Consider the following 21,726-nt stretch of genomic DNA (forward strand, 5'->3'; position numbering starts at 1 on the left):
ACGAGGAGGAGGGGGTGGCCGCTGCGGCCACCCCCTCCTCCTCTCGCTGTGCTTCTGCCTCTACGCGGCTTCCACCACGTCCGTCGGGTTCGCGAACTGCGTGCGGTACAGCTCCGCGTACCGTCCGTCCTCGGCGAGGAGCGTCTCGTGAGTGCCGCGCTCCACGATGTGGCCGTCCTCGACCACGAGGATCTGGTCGGCGGACCTGATCGTGGACAGGCGGTGGGCGATCACGACGGCCGTACGGCCTTCGAGTGCCTCCGCGAGCGCTTCCTGCACGGCCGCCTCGGACGTGTTGTCCAGGTGGGCGGTCGCCTCGTCGAGGATGACGACGCGCTGCCGGGCGAGGAGGAGGCGGGCGATGGTCATGCGCTGGCGTTCGCCGCCGGAGAGGCGGTAGCCGCGCTCGCCGACGACGGTGTCGAGGCCGTCGGGCAGGGAGTGGACCAGGTCCTCCAGACGGGAGCGGCGCAGGACGTCCCACAGGTCCTCCTCGCTCGCTCCGGGCCTGGCCAGGAGGAGGTTGGCGCGGACGGAATCGTGGAAGAGGTGGCCGTCCTGGGTGACCATGCCGAGGGTCTCGCGCAGGGATACGGCGGTCAGGTCACGGACGTCGACCCCTCCGATGCGTACGGCGCCCTCGTCGGTGTCGTACAGGCGGGGCATGAGCTGGGCGACGGTCGACTTGCCCGCGCCGGAGGTGCCGACGAGGGCGACGGTCTGGCCGGGTTCGGCGCGGAACGAGATGCCGTGCAGGACCTCGGCTCCCCCGCGGGTGTCGAGCGAGGCGACCTCTTCGAGGGAGGCGAGGGAGACCTTGTCGGCGGACGGGTAGCCGAAGCGGACGTCGTCGAACTCCACGGCGACCGGGCCCTCGGGCACCTCACGTGCGTCCGGCTTCTCGTCGATCAGCGGCTTGAGGTCGAGCACCTCGAAGACGCGCTCGAAGCTGACGAGGGCGCTCATGACCTCGACACGGGCCCCGGCCAGGGAGGTCAGCGGCGCGTAGAGGCGGGTGAGGAGCAGGGCGAGGGTGACGACGGTGCCCGCTTCGAGGGTGCCCTCGATCGCGTAGTAGCCGCCCATACCGTAGACGAGGGCGAGGGCGAGGGCCGAGACGAGAGTGAGGGCGGTGATGAACGCCGACTGCGCCATGGCCGTGCGGACACCGATGTCCCGTACGCGGCTGGCGCGGGCGGCGAACTCTGCGGACTCGTCGCCGGGCCGGCCGAAGAGCTTGATCAGCGTGGCGCCGGGCGCCGAGAACCGCTCGGTCATCCGGGTGCCCATGGCCGCGTTGTGCGCGGCGGCCTCGCGCTGGAGCCGGGCCATCCGCGTACCCATGCGCCGCGCGGGCACCACGAACACCGGCAGGAGCACCAGGGCGAGGAGCGTGATCTGCCAGGAGAGCGTGAGCATGACGACGAGGGTCAGAAGCAGGGTCACGACGTTGCCGACCACGCCGGAGAGCGTGTTGCTGAACGCTCTCTGCGCGCCGATCACATCGTTGTTGAGCCGGCTCACGAGGGCGCCGGTGCGTGTCCGCGTGAAGAAGGCGACGGGCATGCGCTGCACATGGTCGAAGACCGCCGTGCGCAGGTCGAGGATCAGGCCCTCGCCGAGGTTGGCCGAGAGCCAGCGGGCGACGATGCCGAGCCCCGCTTCCACGAGGGCGATCACGGCGATGAGGAGGGCGAGGCGGATGACGGTGCCCTCGTCCTTGCCCGCGACGATGGCGTCGACGACGTGCCCCGCGAGGACGGGGGTCGCCACCGCGGTCAGCGCGGTGACCACGCTCAGGACGACGAACTGGGCGATCCTGCGCCGGTGCGGTCGCGCGAAGGCGGCGATGCGGCGAAGGGTGGCGGGGGCGAAAGGTCGGGTGTCCTGCTGGGCGTTCATGACGCTGTGCAGCTGCGTCCACGCCGTGGTCTCCATGCTCATGAAGTAGACGGTAAGACCTCAAGCAAGCTTGAGGTCAACGGGATGCCTTAATTAGAGGTGGGTGGACCTCTGGGAGGGGCGCGGCCGGCGTGCCACGCTGAACATCCACTCAGCGATGATCACTCAGGAGGGTTCGGATGCCGGTCCGCGTCGAGCGCCGAGGGCATGTCACCACGGTCGTACTGTCCCGCCCCGAGGTCCGCAACGCGGTCGACGGGCCCACGGCCGCCGAACTGGCCGCCGCCTTCAAGGAGTTCGACGCCGACGAATCCGCCCGCGTCGCGGTGCTCTGGGGTGAGGGCGGCACGTTCTGCGCGGGCGCCGACCTCAAGGCCATCGGCACGGAGCGCGGCAACCGGGTCGCCGAGGAGGGCGACGGGCCGATGGGCCCGACCCGGCTGCGGCTGTCCAAGCCGGTGATCGCCGCCGTGAGCGGGCACGCGGTGGCCGGCGGCCTCGAACTGGCGCTCTGGTGTGATCTGCGGGTCACCGAGGAGGACGCCGTGTTCGGGGTGTTCTGCCGGCGCTGGGGCGTACCCCTCATCGACGGCGGCACGGTGCGCCTGCCCCGGCTCATCGGCGAGAGCCGTGCCATGGACCTGATCCTCACGGGCCGTCCGGTGCCCGCCCCGGAGGCGTACGCGATGGGGCTGACCAACCGGCTCGTGCCGCCCGGCCGGGCGCGCGCCGAGGCGGAGGAGCTCGCGGAGCAGATCGCGGGCTTCCCGCAGGCCTGCATGCGCGGCGACCGCGCCTCCGTTCTGGACCAGGCGGGGCAGGGCGAAGAGGCGGCCATGGCGGGTGAACTGCGGTACGGGACTGCCGTGTTGGAGGAGAGCCTGAAGGGTGCCGCGCGGTTCGCGTCGGGGGCGGGGCGGCACGGGTCGTTCACCGACATGTGAGCCGGCGCCGCGCCCGCCCCCGGCGAACGGTCAGTCGGAGGTGTGCAGCGGCACCGTCATCTGCTTGATCCAGGTGCCGGTGGTGAAGTCGCGCGCCTTGATGACGACCGAGCGGGGGCCCACCTCTACCTGGAGGCCCTGGTTGAACGCGCCGCCGAGCGAGACCTCGCCGCCCTTGCCGTCGTCCATCCAACCGACCTGTACGGCGGCGGTGTTGACGACGGTGAACCCTTCGAGGTTCGCGGTGCCGGGGACGACGCGGCGCACCACCCAGTCGGACAGGTTGAGGTCCCAGTGGGTGTGCCCGGAGAACAGGAACACGTCCTTGTGGCGGCCCAGGACCGACAGGAGCCGGTCGGGCTGGAGGTAGTCGCTCATGTACAGCTTGTTGTGCGTGCCCGACACGGTGTTGGGCAGCGGGTGGTGGGTCAGGACCATGACGGGACGGCGGCGGCGCGCCCAGTAGGCGAGCCGGTCCTCGAGCCACGCGAACTGCTCGTCGCTGATCCACACCTCGTCCCACAGCTTCGCGTCGTGGTAGTGGGAGTAGCGCTCGGTGCCGAGGCTGAGGACGGGCACGCCGCCGAACGAGGTCTCCGAGTAGACCTTGCCCCGCTCCGCGAAGTTGTAGAAGCTGCGGAAGAGGGAGTCCTCGGTGGTGCCGTTGGGCCAGGTCGCCTGGGCGAGGGTGTTCGGGTCGCTGTACTTCGGCACGTAGAACTCGTGGTTGCCGATGGCCCACGCCACGTTCTTGGGGTGCGGGTGCTTGTCCAAGGTCTGGCGGACGGCCGCGTATTCGAAGTCGTAGCCGCGCGGGGTGATGTCGCCGGCTATGCCGAGGCCCGCGCTGTGGGGGTTGACCGAGTGCAGGTCGTCGAGCGCCTTGCCGAAGTCGGTCAGGTCGCCCTGGATGTCGCTGATGATGTTGAACCGCACGGTCCCGCCGTCGCCGTGGCGCTGTGCCGCGGGCTCGGCGGCGGGCGCGGCGCCGGCCGCGGGCGCGGAGACCAGGGAGCCGGTCGCGGCGAGCGCGCCGCCCGCGAGCGTCGCGCGCCCCGTCGTGGCCATGAACGATCTGCGATCCATCGGTGTTTCCTCCAAAGCGACTCCCCCGTGTACGGGTGGTTGGTCGCCCCGAGCGTTACGGATCGCGATGGCCTGACGACGTACCGGAGGTGACCGGAACCTTAAAGATGGTCTAGCCCAGTTACCTTTTCGAGATATCACTGCTGCCAATGTGCCCTGGTGAGCCTTTAGCCCAGTTCGAGGGTGGTGATGCCGAAGATCCTTTCCTGGGCGAACGGCCGGACGGGGCCGGTGTACATGCGGGCCGTGGCGAACCCGGGGGTCAGGCCGTACGACTCGGCGAGTGCCACCGCGGCCGGGTTCGACTCGGGGACGTCCACGGCGACCGGGGCCCGGCCGACCGCCGCGATGAGGGCGTCGAACAGCGCGCGGGCGTCCTGCGGGGTGTCGGCGAACAGCGGGCCGACGCGGAACGTGTCGAGGGCCGGGCGGATGACGCCGTAGCCGGTGACGCGGCCGTCGACGACGCGGGCGAGCGCACGATGCCCGTCACCGGCGAGCCAGGAGGCGAGGAAGCGGGGCCGGTCCGCGGGGTAGCAGGCGCTGTCGTACAGGGCGACGGACTTGAGGCCGCCCGCCTCGGCGACGGGGATGACGGTGCCGGGCGCTGGATCGCCTTCGGCCGCGCGCGGGGCCTGCGGGACGCCCGCGTAGCGGACGGTCGTGTGGGCCGACTCGAAGCCGGACTTGCGGTAGTTGTCCTGCTGGGCGGGGACACCGTCGAGGCCTACGGTCCTGCCGCCCGCGTGCGTGAGGGCCGCCTTCCAGGTGGCGATGCCGTAGCCGCGGCCTCGCAGGTCGGGCCGTACGAGGTAGAAGCCGAGGAACGCGTAGTCGTCGCCGTAGTTGACCACCGAGATCGCGGAGACAGGCTCGCCGTCGACCCGGCCGATGAAGAAGCCGTCGGGGTCCTGGGCGAAGAAGCTGCGGGCGTCGGCGAGGCCCGGGTTCCAGCCCTCTGCCGCCGCCCAGCCGCTGATGACGGACCAGTCGTCGAGCGTGGCCCGGGTGATGTCAAGCCGCTCGGGCACCTCGGGGGTGCCGGCGGTCCGGTGGTTGCCGGAGGTGTGGGGGTCCGGTCGCGTCATCGTCGCCTCTCCGTTCCTGCGCGGCGCGCCGCCCAGGGCCGCCGCCTTGATCCATGCCGTGCCCATCCTTCCCGATCACCTCCCTCCGCCGCGACCACTGAGGCACGATGATCGGACCTGACCGAACTGAGCCTCTTCACAAGGGAGTTGCCGCATAGGGGAGATCACGCCGCCGTCCGTCGCCCGGATCGACACCGGCAAGCCGCATCCCGCGCGCGTCTACGACTGGTTCCTGGGCGGCAAGGACAACTACCCGGTCGACGAGGAGCTCGGCCGGCAGATCGTGGCCCTCGAACCGCAGTCCAAGTACGCCGCCCAGCACAACCGTTGGTTCATGCAGCGCGCCACACGGCATCTCGCCGGGGCGGCCGGCGCGCGCCAGTTCCTGGACATCGGCAGCGGCATCCCCACGGAGCCCAACCTCCACCGCATCGCTCAGGGCGCCGCGCCCGACGCCCGTGTCGTGTACGTGGACAACGACCCGATCGTGCTCGCCCACGCGGGGGCACTCCTGCGCGGCACTCCGCAGGGCCGCACCGAGTACCTCTCGGCGGACGTGCGGGAACCGGAGAAGATCCTTGAACTCGCGGCGAACATCCTGGAGTTCGACCGCCCGGTGACGCTGTCGCTCATCGCACTGCTTCATTTCATCCCGGACTCGGACGGCGCCCACGACCTCGTACGCACCCTGGTGGACGCGCTGCCGCCGGGGAGTCATCTGGTCCTGTCCCAGCTCGCCGGCGACTTCGATCCGGAGCGGACGAGGGAGGCCGTGGCGATGTACGCGGCGGGCGGGGTGACGCTCGTGCCGCGCTCACGCGAGGAGATGGGCCGCTTCTTCGACGGGCTCGACCTGCTGGACCCGGGGATCGTGTGGCTGCCGGACTGGCACCCGGAGCTCGGCGTCGACGAGATCAGGAACGAATCGCCGGTGCCGCTGTACGCAGGGGTGGCACGCAAGCCGTAACCCTCGGACACACCCCCCGAAAACCCTCATACACACCTCCCGAATCTTTATGGTCACCTTGACTATATTCAAGGTGCGCCATATCGTCGCCATGACGAAAACGACTAGGGGGTTCCTGCCATGGCCGACATCAAGCGACGCTTCGGACTGCACCACTTGCGCTCCGCACCGACCGCCCACATCCGTCACCACAAGCGCGGAGCGCTCGCCCACGACGGCACGGGCCTGAGCTTCTGGTTCCGGGCGCTGAGCGCGGCACTGTCCGAAGTTCCCGTGGACGACCGGGAGTTGGCGGTCACATTCCATGCCCGGACCGCCGACTTCCAGGACGTCGCCGTGCAGGCCTCGGTGACGTACCGCATCAGCGACCCCGCGCTCGCCGCCGCCCGGCTCGACTTCTCGCTCGACCCGGACACCGGCGCCTGGCGCGGCACGCCCCTGGAGCAGCTGTCCGCCCTGCTCACGGAGACGGCGCAGCAGCACGCGCTGGATGTTCTGGCGCGCACCCCGCTCGCGGAGGCCCTCGCGGACGGTGTCACGGCGGTGCGCGAACGGGTCGCGGCGGGTCTCGCCGCGGAGCCCCGGCTGCCCGCGACCGGCGTGGAGGTCGTCACCGTGCGCGTCGTGGCCCTGCGCCCCGAGCCCGAGGTGGAGCGGGCGCTGCGCACGCCGGCCAGGGAGCGGATCCAGCAGGAGGCCGACCGGGCGACGTACGAGCGGCGCGCGGTGGCGGTCGAGCGGGAGCGCGCCATCGCCGAGAACGAGCTCGGCAGCCGCATCGAACTGGCCCGGCAGGAAGAGCAGTTGGTGGAGCAGCGCGGCACGAACGCACGCCGCGAGGCTGAGGAGAACGCGGCGGCGGACGCGGTACGCGCCGAGGCGGAGGCGGCGCGGGCGGTGCGCCTGGCGGGCGGCGAGGCGGAGGCGGCACGTGCGGTCGGCGAGGCGCGGGCGCACGCGCAGGAGGCGTGGCTGCGGGTCCACTCCCAGGTGGACGCCGCGACCCTGCACGCCCTCGCCGCCACCCAGCTGGCGCAGAACGTGCCGCGGATCGAGAACCTGACCCTCTCCCCCGACGTGCTCACAGGTCTGCTCGCCCGGCTCGGCCACGACCGCGGTGAGCGGTCGTGACGCTCGCACCGCGCGCGGTACTCGTCCACCGGACCACGGAGTACGAGGAGTTGCTGGCCCGGCACGGCACACACGGCCAGGCCGCCTTCTTCCTCTCCTCGCGCGGGCGCTCCGTCGAGGAGGTGGCCGAGCGCCATCACCGTACGGCGCGCGCCCTCGCGGAGGTCGCGGCGGCCGTACCGCTGTCGTGGCGCAGGACGCGTCTCGAGCGCGCGGATCTGGACCGGTTCCTGTTCGGCCCGGAGGACGTGGTGATCGTCGTGGGGCAGGACGGTCTGGTCGCGAACGCGGCCAAGTACCTTTCGGGGCAGCCGGTCGTCGGCATCGACGCGGAACCGGGACGCAATCCGGGGGTGCTGGTGCGGCACCGCGCGGCCGACGCGGCGAAGCTGCTTCCGGCAGCCGTCTCGGGCCGAGCCGCCGCCGACGAACTCACCATGGTGGAGGCGGTCGCCGACGACACACAGCGGCTGCTCGCGCTCAACGAGATCTACCTCGGCCCGCCGTCGCACCAGACGGCGCGCTACCGGATCGGCCCCGACGACGACACGCACGCACCCGAGGCCCAGGCGTCCTCGGGTGTCCTGGTCGGCACCGGGACCGGCGCCACCGGCTGGCTGCGTTCGCTGTGGCAGCAGCACGCGAGCACGCTCCCGCTGCCGGGCCCGGCGGAGCCCCGGCTGCTCTGGTTCGTGCGGGAGGCCTGGCCTTCACCCGCCACCGGCACGTCCCAGGTGGAGGGCTCCCTCGGCCCCGGCGACCGGCTGCGCGTCACGGTCGAGTCCGACCGCCTGGTGGCCTTCGGCGACGGCGTGGAGAGCGACGCGCTGGAACTGACCTGGGGTCAGACGGTGTGCGTGGGACGGGCGAAGGAGCAGCTGCGGCTGATGACGTGAACCCCCGGCGCCGCGGTCACTCCGGCGGCGTGGTCACTCCGGCGGCGTGGGTGTGTCGTGGCTGTGGTGCATCGCCTGGATGTCGAGCTCCAGCTTCACGGTGGGTCCGACCACCGCGATACCGCGGGCCAGCATGCTCCGCCAGTCCAGCGTGTAGTCCTCCCGGTGGAGTTCGGCCGTGGCGAGGGCCGCGCAGCGCAGCTCCTCCGCGTAACCGCCGTTGACCATGCCGAGATAGCCGGTGTCCAGCTCCACCGTGCGGCTGACGCCGTGCATGGTGAGGGCGCCCTGGATCGTCCACTTGGTGCCGCCGCGGTACAGGAAGCGGTCGGAGGAGAAGTGGATGTACGGGTAGCGCTCGACATCGAGGAAGTCGGCCGAACGCAGGTGATTGTCCCGGGTCTTGTTGCCCGTCGTGATGCTCGCCGCGTCGATCTGCACCTCGACCCGCGAGTCAGCCATGTCGTTCGCGACCTGGATGCCGCCGTCGAAGCGGGTGAACCGGCCGTGGACGTGGGCCATGCCGACGTGCTTGGCGATGAACCGGATCGCGGTGTGCGGCGGGTCGAAGAGCCAGGTGCCGGGCTGCGGCAGCTCCGGCGGGCGCCCCATGTGCAGCTGCACCGAGGTCAGCGGGAGCGTTTCACCGGCGACGACGTCGAGGGTCTGCTGGTGGGGCTGGAGGCCGTCGGCCGCGATCAAGACGCCGTACCGGCCGGGCGGCAGCGTGAGGAAGACGAGGCCGTACGGGTCGCTGGTCACCTTCGCCACGACGCGGCCGTTGGCGACCCGCGTCACGGTGACGTCCGCCCCCGACATCGGCTGCCCCATGGGGTCGGCCACCTCGCAGTGGAAGGCGCCGGCGCCTTGCGGCACGGGGTGCACCAGTCCCGCCCCGCGCGGGTCCCGTCCGGACCGGCTCCTCCTGAACAGCGCGAGGGGCATGCAGATCACCTTTCAGACTCGGCCGCAGAACCTCCGCAGCGGGCTCGCACATACGATCCCATGTCTGCGATCTCCGCTGATCAAGGGCGCTAAGGGTTACCGGCGGCAACTGCGTGGTGAATACATGGGAAACCGACATTCCGCCGCCGGGGCGTGTCAGATTCCACAGTCCCCTCACCTTTCACCCACTGCTCGACCATGCGCGCGCTCCTCCCGTCGGGGCTCCCGTTGCGGTGCCGGGCGGGCCAGGGCGGGCCGGGTTGGACCCCTGGGACTCAGCGCCACTTCCGCGCCATATGTCTGCCGATTCCGGGTCAACCGTTGACTCGCTCGATCGCGCTCTGACAGATTCTCGACGCCATGAATGCGACAGAGCCCGACCTCTCCGCCAGGTGGAAACGGTTCGCCGAAGCGCACTGGGGCAGGGAGCCCGCCGCGGTCCCGTTCGCCACGGGCCTCGGGCCGGAGCAGGTGCACGGGGCCGTCGCCGCCTCCTGCGCACCGCCCGCCGAGGACGCGGCCGGCGTCCGCTTCGCCACCGCGGCACAGGGCCGATTACGTGACGCGGGCGCACTGCTGCCCGGCCGGGACGACCCCGGCCCGGACGCATACCGGGACCGACTCGCTCGTCAACTCGCCGGATCCGGCTGGCTGTTGAGTGTGCACCAGCCACTGTGGCGCGACTTCGACCTCTGGGCACGTGTACGCGAACTCGTCTCCGGGCTGTGGCGGGCGGTGGGCTGGCCCACTCTGCCGGTGACGGTCGAACTCGCCCTCGGAGAGCACTGCACCGGCCCCGACGCACCCGCACCGCGCCCCGGCTCGTTCACGCTCACTTGGGTACTCGCCGGGACGATGACGGTCAGGCTCTGGCCCGAACACACCGGCACCGAGTACCAACTCGCGGCTGGAACAGGGGACTTGGTGTACTGGCCCGCCGGCTGCCGTCACCTCGATCACTACCTCGACCGCTGCACCACGTTACGGATCGTCGTCCCCGCGCGCCGTGCCGCCGCCCTCACCCACGTACGGGGACTCCTCGCGGACCGGATGCAGGAGGACCCCGTCTACGCGGGCGCCCCCGGCGTCCTGCCGTTCCCTCCCCCGACGGACCCCGACGGCGAGATCGGCGCGGCGGAACCGGTCGCCGCCGCCGCGCGGCTGTTCGCCGGGCTCGCCGCCGGCCCGGGACCGGCCAGGGAGTTGCGCGTGGCGTGGGCGGCCCGCAGATCGGCGGCGGGGCTCGAACCGGCGCCTCCGCCACGGCCCGCCGTAGCCCTGGATCCCGGCCTGCGCGTACGGGCCTCGGCCGAGCTCCTCCGAACACCGGACGGACCCGGACGCGCCGTGTGGGCCGCGAACGGGCACACCCTGGCGGTCGAGGGGGCCGGAGCCGAACGCGTCAGGAACCGGTTGTGGTCCGAAAGAACTTTCACCATAAGGGAGTTGGGGCGCGGGTCGCGGATGCCTGCGGAGTCACTGATCCCGCTCCTGTCCGACCTGCATCACATTCGCGCCATCGAACTGGTGGACGGAGACGGGGCGGAATGAGGGAGGATCCCCGCGCCGCCCGGCCCGCAAGCTGCGCTGCCGCCCGTGTCGAGCAGGGGCAGCAGTGTCCGCTCGACCGACTCACCCGGCTCGACTGGCAGGTCTTCGGCGAGCGGTACTGGGACCGGCTACCCGTGCTGATCAAGTCCGTCGCCCCCGCCCCCTTCGACGCCCACGAGGTGTTCGAGACCGCCGTCGCCGCGGCGCACCGCGGCGGGCCGTTCGGCGTGCCGCCCTACGCGGGGTTCGCGGTCGGCGGCGAGCCCCAGACCGACCCCGGTGACTTCCTGCCGCAGCCGAGGGACGGCTCGTTCGCGGGCTACCACCAGCGGCTCGTCCGGCAGCTCTCCGGCGAGCCGTACTCCCTGTCCCTTCAGGCGTTTCACGCGTTCCACCATCCGCTGTGGGCGCGCGAGCGCGCGTTCTTCGCCGGGCTGTGGGCGCGGGTGGGGCAGCCCGTGCCGAGCGCCTTCACGACGCTGGTCCACGGCACGTACGAACAGCCGCTCGCCGAGGCGCTTCCCGGGCAGCGTGTCGCGACGTTCCTGTTCGTGCTGGGCGGGCGGCAGCGGATGCGGTTCGGTGCGGCGGACCGGGGCGCGTCGTTCACCGTCGAGGCCGATCCGGGCGACCTGCTGTACTGGCCGTCGCACCTCTCCCCCCTCGCCGACCCCTACGCCGGCTGGGCGTCGACCGGCGTGCGGGTGAGCGTCGTACGGGAGGGGCGGCAGGCGGCGTCCGAGCTCTACGACCTGCTGCATGACGTGACTCCTGAGACGCTCCTCACGCCGGACCCGGATCCCTCCGGCGCCGCTCCGCCCGGCGAGGAGGGTCTGCTCGTGCCCGATGCCGAGGCCGGGGCGGAGTTGCCCGCACCCCTGGAGCGCGCGCTCGCGCACTTCCGTGCGGCGGGCGCGCGCGGGCCGCTGGAGGAGCGCGTCGCCCGGCAGTCCCTGCGGCACTGGACAGCCGGGGGTTTCCGGCCCGTGCCGCCGCCGGCGCCGCGCGGCAGGTTCGGCGACGATGACATCGTGCGCGCCACGGAGCGCGTGTTGTGGACCGAGGCAGCCGGCCGGCGCCTGTTCTCCGCATGCGGCCATGTGGCGGCCACGGAGCTGTCGGCCGCCGACCTGTCCGCCGTACTGCGGGTCCTCAACTCCGGACGACCGCTGCCCCTCCGTGAACTCACGCCCGCAGCAAGAGGGTTGCTGGCGGAGCTGACGGCGTTCCGCGCGCTGGAACGCCTCTGAGGAGCCGCCGGTCCGTCACTGCCCCGGCGCCGGGATCGCCAGGTACTTGTACTCCAGGAACTCGTCGATGCCGACCCGGCCCCCCTCACGTCCGATGCCGGACTGCTTGACGCCGCCGAAGGGTGCGGCCGGGTTGGAGACGAGGCCGGTGTTGAGGCCGACCATGCCGGTCTCCAGGCGTTCCCCGACGCGCAGCGCCCGGTCGAGGTCGCAGGTGAAGAGGTAGCTGACGAGGCCCCATTCGGTGTCGTTGGCGGCGCGCACCACCTCGTCCTCGTCGTCGAACGTGAACAGGGCGGCGACAGGTCCGAAGATCTCGGTCCCGGTGAGACCGGCGTCGCGCGGCACCCTCACGAGGACGGTCGGCGGGTAGAAGTAGCCTTCGCCGTCCGGGAGTTCGCCTCCGGTGAGGACCTTCGCGCCACGGTCCACCGCGTCGCGCACGAGCCGGTCGACCTTGTCCCGCCCCGCCGCGTCGATGAGCGGCCCGACGTTCGTCCCGGGTTCGGTGCCGGGGCCGACGGTGAGGGCGCTCATGCGCGCGGCCAGCCGGGAGGCGAACTCGTCGGCGACGGAGCTGTGCACGAAGATGCGGTTCGCGGCCGTGCACGCCTCTCCCATGTTGCGCATCTTCGCCACCATGGCGCCCTCGACGGCCGTGTCGAGGTCCGCGTCGTCGAAGACGATGAGCGGCGCGTTCCCGCCGAGCTCCATCGAGGTGCGGACGACGGTGTCGGCGCACTGGGCCAGGAGGATCCGGCCGACCTGGGTCGACCCCGTGAAGGACAGCTTGCGGATGAGTCCGCCGCGCAGCAGCGGTTCGACGAGGGCGCCGGCGTCCGTGGTGGTGACGACGTTCAGGACGCCGTCGGGCAGGCCCGCCTCGGTGAGGATCCCGGCCAGGGCCAGGGTGCACAGGGGTGTCTGCGGCGCGGGCTTGAGGACCATGGTGCAGCCCGCGGCGACGGCCGGGCCGATCTTGCGGGTGCCCATGGCGAGCGGAAAGTTCCAGGGGGTGACGAGCAGACAGGGGCCGACGGGCCTGCGCATGATCAGGTGGCGGCTGCGGCCGTCGGGCGAGGGCGCGAACCCGCCCTCGATCCGTACGGCCTCCTCGGAGAACCAGCGGAAGAACTCGGCTGCGTACGTGACCTCGCCGCGCGCCTCCGCGAGGGGCTTGCCCATCTCCAGGGTCATGAGGAGGGCGAGTTCGTCGGTGCGGGCGATGATGATCTCGTAGGCGCGGCGCAGGATCTCGCTGCGGGCGCGGGGCGCGGTGGCGGCCCATGACTCCTGTGCGGCCGCGGCGGCCTCGGCGGCGCGCCGTCCGTCGTCGGGCCCGGCATCGGCGACCTCGCACAGGCTCTGGCCGGTGGCAGGGTTGTCGACGGAGAAGGTGCGGCCCCCGGCCGCGTCCTGGAGACGGCCGCCGACGAGGAGCTGCTTGGGGACGTCCTCGACGACTTGGGGCGTGGGGTGGGTCGTGGTCATGCGTGTTCCTCCGTCGCTGGTCAGCGGGTTGCCGTCGCGGTCTCCACGGCCGCGGCCCAGGCCCGCAGGCCGTCGTCGATCTGCCCCCCGTCGACGATGAGCGCGGGGATCATCCGCACGACGTTGCCCCAGGGGCCGCAGAGCAGGAGCAGCAGCCCCTCGTCGGCGGCGGCCTGTTGGGCGCGTACGGCCGTGGCCGCGTCGGGTTCGCCGTCGGGGGTGGTGAACTCGCTGGCGAGCATCAGGCCGAGGCCCCGTACGTCGCCGATCGCCTCGGTCTTCGCGGCGATGTCCTCCAGGCCGGAGCGCAGGCGGGCGCCCATGGCGGCCGCGTTGGCGACGAGGCCTTCCTCCTCGACGACCTCGAGGGTGGCGACCGCGGCGGCGCAGGCGACGGCGTTGCCGCCGTAGGTGCCGCCCTGCGAGCCGGGCCGCGCCTTGTGCATCAGCGCCTCGGGGGCGGCGATCCCGGAGAGCGGGAAGCCGCTCGCGAGGCCCTTGGCGGTGATGACGATGTCGGGGCGTACACCGAAGTGGTCGTGGCCCCAGAAGCGTCCGGTGCGGCCGACGCCGGTCTGTACCTCGTCGAGGATGAGCAGGATGCCGTGGCGGTCGGCGCGCTCCCTGAGCCCTTGCAGGAAGGCGGAGTTGGCGGGAACGTAGCCGCCTTCGCCGAGGACGGGTTCGACGAGGATCGCCGCGGTGTCGTCCGGGTCGGAGACGGTCTGGAGGAGGTGGTCGAACTCGCGCAGCGCGAACCGCGTCGCGGTCTCCTCGTCCCAGCCGTAGTGGTAGGCGTTCGGGAAGGGCGTGATGGCGACGCCCGCCATCAGCGGTCCGAAGCCGGTACGGATCTTCGTGCCGGACGTGGTGAGGGAGGCGGCGGCGACGGTGCGGCCGTGGAAGCCGCCGTGCGCGACGACGATGTTGGGCCGGCCGGTGGCCTGCCGGGCGAGCCGCATGGCCGCTTCGACGGACTCGCTGCCGGAGTTGGCGAAGAAGAGGCTGTCGAGGCCTTCGGGCAGCACGGATCCCAGCTTCTCGACGAGGCGCTGAAGGGGCCGGTGCAGAACGGTCGTGTACTGGCCGTGGATGAGGGTGGCCACCTGCTCCTGGGCGGCGGCGACCACGCGCGGATGGCAGTGGCCGGTGCTGGTGACGCCGATCCCGGCGGTGAAGTCCAGATAGCGGCGGCCGTCGGTGCCGTAGAGATGGACGCCTTCCCCGCGTTCGGCGACGACGGGGGTGGCCTGGCGCAGATGCTCGGACAGTCGCGTCATGCCTCCACCCTCGACGCTGAGCCGAAAGGACGTCAATGGGCCACCTGTGACGATCCGCCCCCTGGGGGCCACGGGTCACCCGGGTGGCCTCAACGACCCTCGGCTCCGTCACCCGTCGCAGGCCCGCTCACCCAATTCGCAAGAGTTCTGCGTAACCGGCTCAACCGGCAGGGTTCCCAAGGGAGTCGGGTTATGCAACAGTCCTGCGCAACCCGATGTGAGGGAGCGGTTCGGCATGGCTGGGGCACGGGGGCATGACCTTGCGGCGTTGCGCGGGCTCAATACGGGCGTTGTCCTGCGGGCGCTGCGCAGGGAGAGTCCGCAGACCGTCAGCCAGCTGACGGGTGCGACCGGCCTGTCGCGGCCGACGGTCGAGGCGCTGGTCGACGAGCTCGTCTCGCAGGGCTGGATCGCCGAGACCGATGCTCCGCCCGCCGGGCGCGCCCCCGGTCGTCCGGCCCGTCGGCTGCGATTCCGGTCCGAGGCCGGGCACGTCGTCGGTGTCGACATCGGGCTGCGCAAGATCGTGCTGGTGCTCGCCCGGCTGGACGGCGAGGTCGTCGCGTGTGAACGGGAGGACCTTGCCGAGAAGTTGAGCGGCACGGAGCGCATCGAGCTGCTGCGCGGGCGGCTGCGGCGCTTCCTCGTCGAGCAGGGTCTGCGGGCCGAGGCCGTCTGGGCCATCGGCATCGGCGTGCCGGGCATGGTCGACGACACCGGCCGGATCCGGTCGGTGATCGTCCCGGAGTGGACCGACCTGGATCTCGCGCGCCGACTCGCCGACGACTTCCCGGGCCGGATCCTCGTCGAGAACGACGTGAATCTGGCGGTGCTGGCCGAGCACTGGCAGGGCGCGGCGACGCTGGCGGACGACGTGGCGTGCGTGCTCGTCGGGCGGCGCATCTCCTGCGGCCTGATGATCAACGGCAAGCTGCACCGAGGCCGCCGGGGCGGCGCGGGCGAGCTGGGCATCCTGCCCCAACTCGGCCTGGACGCCGCGGAGAAGTGGCTGGCATGGGACGGCGAGCGGCTCCCGGGCGAGTCCGAGACGGACGCCCTCGCGCGGGCCGTGCGGACCGGGGACGCCGGGGCGCGGGCCGTGCTGGACGGCTATCTCGCCGGGGTCGCTCCGGGGATCGCCGCACTCGTCCTCGCTCTGGACCCCGAGCTCCTGGTCCTCTCCGGCGCGCTCGCCCCGGTCGGTGAGCCGCTCGGACCCCTGCTCACGGAGCATCTGCGGCCCCTGACGCTGCACGTGCCGCGCATCGCGGTCAGCGCGCTCGGCCGTGAGGGCGTGGCACTCGGTGCGATACGCCGCGCGCTGGACGCTCTCGACTCCCATCTCCCTTACGGAACGGGCCCGTTGCGCCCCGCTCCCGCCCTCTGACCTCGCCACCATCCCCCCTCACCCTCCGGAGGCGCGTATGCGCAGGAGAACGCTTCTCGCCGGTGCGCTCGCGGCCACGCCCCTCGTGGCCGCGTGCGACAGCGGCGGCGGGGCTTCCGGTTCCACCTCGTCGGGCGGCGGCGGCCGCACCACCATCTCGTACGGCATCTGGGACCCGGCCCAGCTCGCGGGCATGCAGCAGATCGTGAAGGCGTTCGAGGCCAAGAACCCCGACGTCTCCGTGGACATCCAGGTCACGCCCTGGTCCTCGTACTGGACGACGCTCAGGACGTCGATGCGCGGCGGGACCGCGCCCGACGTGTTCTGGATGAACGCCGTGAACATCCAGCTGTACGCGGCGAACGGCGTCCTGGAGCCGCTCGGCCCGTACGCGGCCCGCGACCGCACCCCGCTCGGCCGGCACCCCGAGGCGCTCGTCAAGCTGTACGCGTACGACGGCAAGCAGTACGGGATTCCGAAGGACTTCGACACGGTCGGGCTCTGGTACAACAAAGCCCTGTTCGACAAGGCCGGTGTCGGCTACCCGGACGCCTCCTGGACCTGGGACGACCTACGGGACGCGGCACGCGAGCTGACGAACCCGCGGACCCGCGTGTACGGGATCGCCGCCGAGATGGACCGGCAGAAGAACTTCTACCCGTCGATCTTCGGCGCGGGCGGCTACGTCCTGCGCGGGGGGCGATCCGGCTTCGGCGACGAGCGCTCCGTCGAGGGGCTGCGCTTGTGGACCGATCTCGTCGACCGCGGCTGGTCACCGCCGCAGAGCGCGATGGCGGACGTGAAGGGCCGCAATCTGTTCCTGTCCGAGCAGGTCGCCATGAACTACGACCTGTCGGCAATGGCGTCCTTCATGCACGCCACGCCCGCGATCAAGGACCACGGCGGTGTCGCCGTGCTCCCCAAGGGCCGGGAGCGGGCCACCGTCATCCACGGTCTCGCGAACGTGGTGAGCGCCAAGTCCCGTAAGAAGCAGGCTGCCTGGAAGTTCGTGGACTTCCTGGCGCGGCGCGAGGCGGCCCAGATCCAGTCGAAGGGCGGCGTCACCATCTCCTCGTACACGGGAACACAGGACGCCTGGCTCAAGTCGATGCCCGAGTTCGACCTCAAGGTCTTCATCGACATGCTCGACCACGCGGTCCCGTACCCGAGTTCCAGGAACACAGCCGTGTGGGAGGACCTCGAATATCTGCTGCTCGGCGCGCCGTTCAGCGGCAAGGGCAGCATCGAGTCGGCCGCGCGGACGCTCGGCCGGCAGATGGACCGGGCGCTCGACGAGGAGGACAAGTGATGGCCGTTTTCCCGTCGACCGCCGCCGCCGAGGCGGAGGGCCGGATCAGGAAGCCGCGCACGAAGGCGGGCCGCGACGGCACCGCGCGGGGCCCCAACTCCCGTACACAGAAAGCGGCGTACGGGTTCATCGCGCCGATCGCCGTCGGGTTCCTCGTCTTCTACATCTGGCCGATGATCCAGACCTTCGGCTACAGCTTCACGTCCTTCGGGCCCTTCGGCGGCAACTCCTGGGTGGGCGGCGACAATTACGCGCGCGTCGTCCGCGACGTGACGGTGTGGCGGGCGCTCGGCAACACGCTCCTGTACGGGGCGATCGGCCTCGTCACGCTGCCGATCTCGATCACCGTCGCCGCCCTCCTCAACCGACGCGGCCTGCGGGGTGTCGGCGTCTACCGCGCCCTGTACTTCATCCCGTTCGTCACCCTGCCCGTGGCCGTCGGCCTCGTCTGGAACTGGCTGTACAACGGCAACTTCGGCCTCCTGAACGAGATCCTGTCGTGGTTCGGCGTCTCCCGGCACTTCTGGGCGTCCGACCCGTCGTCCGCACTGTGGGCCATCGGGCTCGTCCTGGTGTGGCAGAGCATCGGCTACTACTTGATCATCTTCATCGCGGGGATCAAGGCCGTCCCGCAGGACTACTACGAGGCCGCGGAGCTGGACGGGGCGGGCCCGGTGCGCCGCTTCTTCCGGATCACGCTGCCGCTCCTGAGCCCCAGCATCTTCTTCGCCGCGGTCATCTGCGTGATCAACTCACTGCAGCTCTTCGACCTCATCTACGTGATGATGAGCCCCACGAACCCGGCACTCGGCTCCACGCAGTCCGTGGTGAGCCTCTTCTACCAGTGGGCCTTCCAGCAGAACAACCAGGGCGCTGCGGCCGCCCTCGCGTTCGTCCTGATGCTGCTCACGGCGGCGCTGACCTACGTCCAGTTCCGGCTCCAGAAGAAGTGGGTGCACTATGCCTGAGCGCTCCCGGGTCCGCCCCGGCTCCGTCGCCACGCACGCACTGCTGTCGCTGGGCGCCCTGGTGATGGTCTTCCCGTTCCTGTGGCAGCTGCTCACGGCGCTGAAGACCCTGCCGGAGGCGGTCCATGTCCCGACGACCTTCTTCCCCGAGCACATCAACTGGGCTTCCTTCAAAGACGTCTTCACTGCCATGCCGTACGGTGAGATGCTCGGCAACAGCGTGGTCAACACCGTGGCCCGGACGGCGGGACAGCTCGTCTTCTGCTCGCTCGCCGCGTACGCCTTCGCCCGCATGCGGTTCCGCGGCAAGAACGTCCTCTTCGCGCTGTTCCTGTCGGTGCTGCTCGTACCGTCGTCGCTGCTGATCCTGCCGCAGTACGACATCATCCAGCGGCTCGGCCTGCTCAACACGACGCCGGCGCTGTTCCTGCCCGGCATGTTCAGCGCCTTCGGGACCTTCCTCCTGCGGCAGTTCTTCATGGCGCTGCCGAGGGAGCTGGAGGAGGCGGCCCGCATCGACGGCGCCGGGTCCTTCCGGATCTTCTGGTCGATCATGCTGCCGCTGATCCGCCCGGCGCTCGCCGCCCTCGCGGTCATCACGGCGATGTGGTCGTGGAACGACCTCCTGTGGCCGCTGGTCGTGAACACCGATCCGGCGAAGATGCCGATCAGCGCGGGCCTGACGTCCCTGGAGGGCCAGTTCGAGACCAACTACCCCGTGATGATGGCGGGTTCGCTCATCGCGAGCCTGCCCATGATCGTCCTCTACCTCTTCCTCCAGCGGCACTTCGTGCAGGGCATCGCCCAGAGCGGCACGAAGGGCTGAGTCGCAGGCAGGGCTGAACCCCCGTCTCCAGAAAGGAACGACATGACACGCCTCGATGTGGGTCTGATCGGCGCGGGCGGCATCGCCCGGGCCCATCTGCCCGCGTGGATCGAGCTGGGCGCACGCGTCACCATCCTGTCCACGGACGGGAACGCGGAGAAACTCGCCGCGAAATACGCCGAGTCCGGCGTGAGCGCCACGCACAGCCTGGCCGGTCTCCTGGACCGCTCCACCGTCGTCGACATCTGCACGCCCACCTTCACGCACCGGGAACTCGCCCTCGCCGCGATCGCCGCCGGCAAGCACGTCATCTGCGAGAAGCCCCTCGCGCTCACCGCATCCGAGGCCGCCGAGATGGCGGACGCGGCCGAGGCGGCGGGCGTCCTGCTGTTCCCGGCGCACGTGGTCCGCTATTTTCCCGCGTACGCGGCGATGGCCGGGTCCGTCGCCGATGGCGCCATCGGGACCCCTGCCGTACTGCGCTTCACCCGCTCGGGCGCCTATCCGGTGTGGGCGCCCTGGTTCTCCGACCCGGCGCTGTCCGGCGGCATCCTGATGGACCAGATGATCCACGACCTCGACTTCGCGCGCATGCTCGCGGGCGACGTCGTACGCGTCCACGCCCGGCTGCGCGGGCGCCAGGAGCCGGGCGCGAAGCCTGGTGACGTCGCGGTCGGCACGGCGGTGCTGACCCACGCGTCGGGCGCGATCAGCCATGTCCTCGGCGTGTGGGGCCTGCCGGATCTCCAGTTCCGTACGACGTTCCGCGTCGCGGGGCCCGACGGGATCCTGGAGCACGACTCGACGGCACTGCCCGGGTTCCGCATCCTCGCCCAGGGCACGCGCCCGCCCGGCGAGGGCATTCCCGGCAGCCCGATGACGGAGAGCCCGTACCTCACCGAGCTGCGCGAGTTCGCCGGTGCCGTGGAAGGCGGGCCCGCTCCCCGGGTGACGGCCCGCGACGGCGTCGAGGCAGTACGGATCGCGGAAGCGGCGGCGGCCTCGGCCTGTACCGGCGAGCCCGTGGAACTCAAGATCTCCGAGGAGGCGGCCCGATGAAGGTCGGAGTGCTGTCGTTCGCGCATGTCCACGCGGGCGGGTTCGCCCGCCTGCTCGAAGGGATGGAAGGCGTCGAGGTCCTCGCGGCCGACCCGGACACGGATCTGGCGGCGCCCGGCGAGGTCCGCGGCCGGGAGTTCGCCGACCGGCTCGGGGTGGCCTACGCGGACTCGTACGAGGAGCTGTTCGCCTGGGGCCCCGACAAGGTCGTCGTCTGCTCGGAGAACGTCCGCCACCGGCCCCTCGTCGAGCTGGCGGCGGCGCACGGCGTGGACGTGCTGTGCGAGAAGCCCCTCGCGACGACGGAGGAGGACGGCGCGGCGATGGTCGAGGCGTGCCGCGCGGCAGGCGTGCGGCTCGCGGTGGCGCACCCCGTCCGTTTCAGCCCGGCCTACACGGCGGTCCGCGCCGCCGTGCGATCGGGCACGGCGGGCGGTGTCCTCGCGGTGTCAGGCGCCAACAACGGCTATCTGCCGGCGGCCCGGCGCCGCTGGTTCGCCGACCCCCGACTCGCGGGCGGCGGAGCCCTGATGGACCACACCGTGCACATCGCGGACCTCCTGGACGACCTCTTCGAGGCGTCCCCGGCGACCACGGTGTATGCACAGGTCAACAACGTGCTCCACGAGGGCCAGGTCGACGCGGACACCGCGGGGCTCGTCACGGTCGAGTACGCGAACGGCGCGGTCGCGACGATCGACTGCAGCTGGAGCCAGCCCCAACACCACCCGGCCTGGGGCGGGTTGCAGATGCAGGTGATCGGCGACCGCGCGACCCTGGAGATGGACGCCTTCGACCAGAAGGTCCACGGCTTCAGCGAGTCGTCCCGCGCGCCCTTCGAACTGCCCTACGGCGTCAACCTGGACGCCCTGATGCTCCACTCGTTCCTGTACGGGGGCGACGGCGGGACGAGCGTGACGGACGGCGAATCCGGGCTGCGTTCCCTGCGGATCGTCACCGCGGCGTACCGGTCCGCGGCCGAGGGGAGGGCAGTGCCGGTGCGGTGACGTCCGGCCGCGTCTGCCATCGTGGCCGTATGAGCGAACTGGTGGACCGCGTGGACGAACAGGACCGCGTACTCGGCACGGTGGACCGGGGCGCGGCCGTCCGCGAGGGGTGGCTGCACCGGGTGGCGACGGTCGTGTGCCGCGACCCGGCTGGGCGGATCCTGGTGCATCGCCGGGCGCCGCACGTCTCGCGGTTCCCCGGGCGGTACAACTGGCTGATCGGCGGGGGTGTCGACGCGGGCGAGTCGTACGAGGCCGCGGCGGCCCGCGAGCTGTCGGAGGAACTCGGGGTCACGGCGCCGGTCCGCTTCGTCTTCAAGTACCTGTGCCGCGGGGAGATCAGCCCGTACTGGCTCGGGGTGCACGAGGTCACCGTCGACGGTCCGGTCGCGCCGCTCCCCTCCGAGATCGTCTGGCACGACTGGCTCACCGAGGCCGGCCTGACGAACGCGATGCGTCAGTACCCGTTCGTGTCGGACTCCCTTGAGGCGCACGCGCGGTACGTCGCGCTGGGCCGAGAGAACGGGCCGGGGACGGCGCGCTGACGGGTGGCGGCGCGTGGCGCAAGGCCGGGCGTCCGCCCCGTTGACGCAGGTGAGGGTCATCCCCCGCGCGCGTGCACGTCGACGCGTGCGGCAG

At 71.5% G+C, this 21,726-nt stretch carries 19 protein-coding genes; 13 read left to right on the forward strand and 6 right to left on the reverse strand.

Going from position 1 to position 21,726, the window contains the following annotated elements; genetic code table 11:
• Positions 1–60 precede the first annotated feature (60 nt).
• Complete coding sequence (locus tag OG698_RS07250) at positions 61–1,938, reverse strand: ABC transporter ATP-binding protein (RefSeq protein WP_406110892.1); 1,878 nt, start codon at positions 1,936–1,938, stop codon at positions 61–63.
• 143 nt (positions 1,939–2,081) lie between these two features.
• On the opposite strand from OG698_RS07250, the gene OG698_RS07255 reads away from it, so the two are divergent.
• On the forward strand, positions 2,082–2,846 hold the full coding sequence (locus OG698_RS07255; RefSeq protein ID WP_406102143.1) for a crotonase/enoyl-CoA hydratase family protein: 765 nt from the start codon (positions 2,082–2,084) through the stop codon (positions 2,844–2,846).
• Between the two features lie 30 nt (positions 2,847–2,876).
• On the opposite strand, the gene OG698_RS07260 is transcribed toward OG698_RS07255, so the two are convergent.
• Both OG698_RS07260 and OG698_RS07265 read right to left on the reverse strand, forming a co-directional pair.
• Positions 2,877–3,932, reverse strand: coding sequence for a metallophosphoesterase family protein (locus OG698_RS07260; protein WP_406102144.1), 1,056 nt, complete (start codon positions 3,930–3,932; stop codon positions 2,877–2,879).
• A gap of 167 nt (positions 3,933–4,099) precedes the next feature.
• Complete coding sequence (locus OG698_RS07265) at positions 4,100–5,020, reverse strand: GNAT family N-acetyltransferase (protein ID WP_406110894.1); 921 nt, start codon at positions 5,018–5,020, stop codon at positions 4,100–4,102.
• 163 nt (positions 5,021–5,183) lie between these two features.
• Between OG698_RS07265 and OG698_RS07270 the strand changes: the two genes are divergently transcribed.
• The 3 genes from OG698_RS07270 to OG698_RS07280 all read left to right on the forward strand — a co-directional run bounded on the left by OG698_RS07270 (position 5,184) and on the right by OG698_RS07280 (position 8,014).
• Positions 5,184–5,987 (forward strand): SAM-dependent methyltransferase, encoded by an 804-nt coding sequence (locus OG698_RS07270; protein ID WP_406110896.1) that lies wholly within the window; start codon positions 5,184–5,186, stop codon positions 5,985–5,987.
• 120 nt (positions 5,988–6,107) lie between these two features.
• The gene (locus tag OG698_RS07275) at positions 6,108–7,118 is read left to right on the forward strand and encodes an SPFH domain-containing protein (RefSeq protein WP_406102145.1); all 1,011 of its coding nucleotides are present in this window, start codon (positions 6,108–6,110) and stop codon (positions 7,116–7,118) included.
• Positions 7,115–8,014 (forward strand): hypothetical protein, encoded by a 900-nt coding sequence (locus OG698_RS07280; protein WP_406102146.1) that lies wholly within the window; start codon positions 7,115–7,117, stop codon positions 8,012–8,014. Before OG698_RS07275 ends, OG698_RS07280 begins: the two co-directional genes overlap by 4 nt.
• Positions 8,015–8,047: 33 nt before the next feature.
• Here OG698_RS07280 and OG698_RS07285 read toward each other — a convergent pair whose 3' ends face one another.
• Positions 8,048–8,959 carry a YceI family protein gene (locus tag OG698_RS07285; protein ID WP_406102147.1) on the reverse strand — a complete coding sequence of 304 codons (912 nt, stop codon included), beginning with the start codon at positions 8,957–8,959 and terminating at the stop codon, positions 8,048–8,050.
• Positions 8,960–9,319: 360 nt separating this feature from the next.
• On the opposite strand from OG698_RS07285, the gene OG698_RS07290 reads away from it, so the two are divergent.
• A complete protein-coding gene (locus OG698_RS07290; RefSeq protein WP_406102148.1) occupies positions 9,320–10,510 on the forward strand; it encodes a hypothetical protein in 1,191 nt (396 codons plus the stop codon).
• Positions 10,507–11,760: a hypothetical protein gene (locus tag OG698_RS07295; protein WP_406102149.1), complete on the forward strand. Its 1,254-nt coding sequence runs from the start codon at positions 10,507–10,509 to the stop codon at positions 11,758–11,760. Before OG698_RS07290 ends, OG698_RS07295 begins: the two co-directional genes overlap by 4 nt.
• Positions 11,761–11,775: 15 nt before the next feature.
• Here OG698_RS07295 and OG698_RS07300 read toward each other — a convergent pair whose 3' ends face one another.
• Both OG698_RS07300 and OG698_RS07305 read right to left on the reverse strand, forming a co-directional pair.
• Positions 11,776–13,251, reverse strand: a complete 1,476-nt coding sequence (locus tag OG698_RS07300; protein ID WP_406102150.1) for an NAD-dependent succinate-semialdehyde dehydrogenase — start codon at positions 13,249–13,251, stop codon at positions 11,776–11,778.
• 20 nt (positions 13,252–13,271) lie between these two features.
• Entirely contained in the window at positions 13,272–14,531 is a 1,260-nt protein-coding gene (locus OG698_RS07305; protein ID WP_399974640.1) for an aspartate aminotransferase family protein, read from the reverse strand.
• Between the two features lie 235 nt (positions 14,532–14,766).
• On the opposite strand from OG698_RS07305, the gene OG698_RS07310 reads away from it, so the two are divergent.
• From OG698_RS07310 to OG698_RS07340, 7 genes are read left to right on the forward strand one after another with little or no spacing between them, the layout of a single operon-like run.
• Positions 14,767–15,918, forward strand: coding sequence for an ROK family transcriptional regulator (locus tag OG698_RS07310; protein WP_406102151.1), 1,152 nt, complete (start codon positions 14,767–14,769; stop codon positions 15,916–15,918).
• A gap of 37 nt (positions 15,919–15,955) precedes the next feature.
• Positions 15,956–17,227: an ABC transporter substrate-binding protein gene (locus OG698_RS07315; RefSeq protein ID WP_406102152.1), complete on the forward strand. Its 1,272-nt coding sequence runs from the start codon at positions 15,956–15,958 to the stop codon at positions 17,225–17,227.
• Entirely contained in the window at positions 17,227–18,195 is a 969-nt protein-coding gene (locus tag OG698_RS07320) for a carbohydrate ABC transporter permease (protein ID WP_406102153.1), read from the forward strand. The genes OG698_RS07315 and OG698_RS07320 overlap by 1 nt, the downstream gene beginning before the upstream one ends.
• Positions 18,188–19,021 carry a carbohydrate ABC transporter permease gene (locus OG698_RS07325; RefSeq protein ID WP_406102154.1) on the forward strand — a complete coding sequence of 278 codons (834 nt, stop codon included), beginning with the start codon at positions 18,188–18,190 and terminating at the stop codon, positions 19,019–19,021. Before OG698_RS07320 ends, OG698_RS07325 begins: the two co-directional genes overlap by 8 nt.
• Before the next feature lie 42 nt (positions 19,022–19,063).
• Complete coding sequence (locus tag OG698_RS07330) at positions 19,064–20,080, forward strand: Gfo/Idh/MocA family protein (protein WP_406102155.1); 1,017 nt, start codon at positions 19,064–19,066, stop codon at positions 20,078–20,080.
• Positions 20,077–21,087: a Gfo/Idh/MocA family protein gene (locus tag OG698_RS07335; RefSeq protein ID WP_406102156.1), complete on the forward strand. Its 1,011-nt coding sequence runs from the start codon at positions 20,077–20,079 to the stop codon at positions 21,085–21,087. The genes OG698_RS07330 and OG698_RS07335 overlap by 4 nt, the downstream gene beginning before the upstream one ends.
• Positions 21,088–21,116: 29 nt before the next feature.
• Positions 21,117–21,632: an NUDIX hydrolase gene (locus tag OG698_RS07340; RefSeq protein ID WP_383089773.1), complete on the forward strand. Its 516-nt coding sequence runs from the start codon at positions 21,117–21,119 to the stop codon at positions 21,630–21,632.
• The last annotated feature ends 94 nt before the right edge of the window (positions 21,633–21,726 follow it).

This window comes from Streptomyces sp. NBC_01003, assembly GCF_045162695.1.
In the GTDB taxonomy this organism is placed as follows: domain Bacteria; phylum Actinomycetota; class Actinomycetes; order Streptomycetales; family Streptomycetaceae; genus Streptomyces.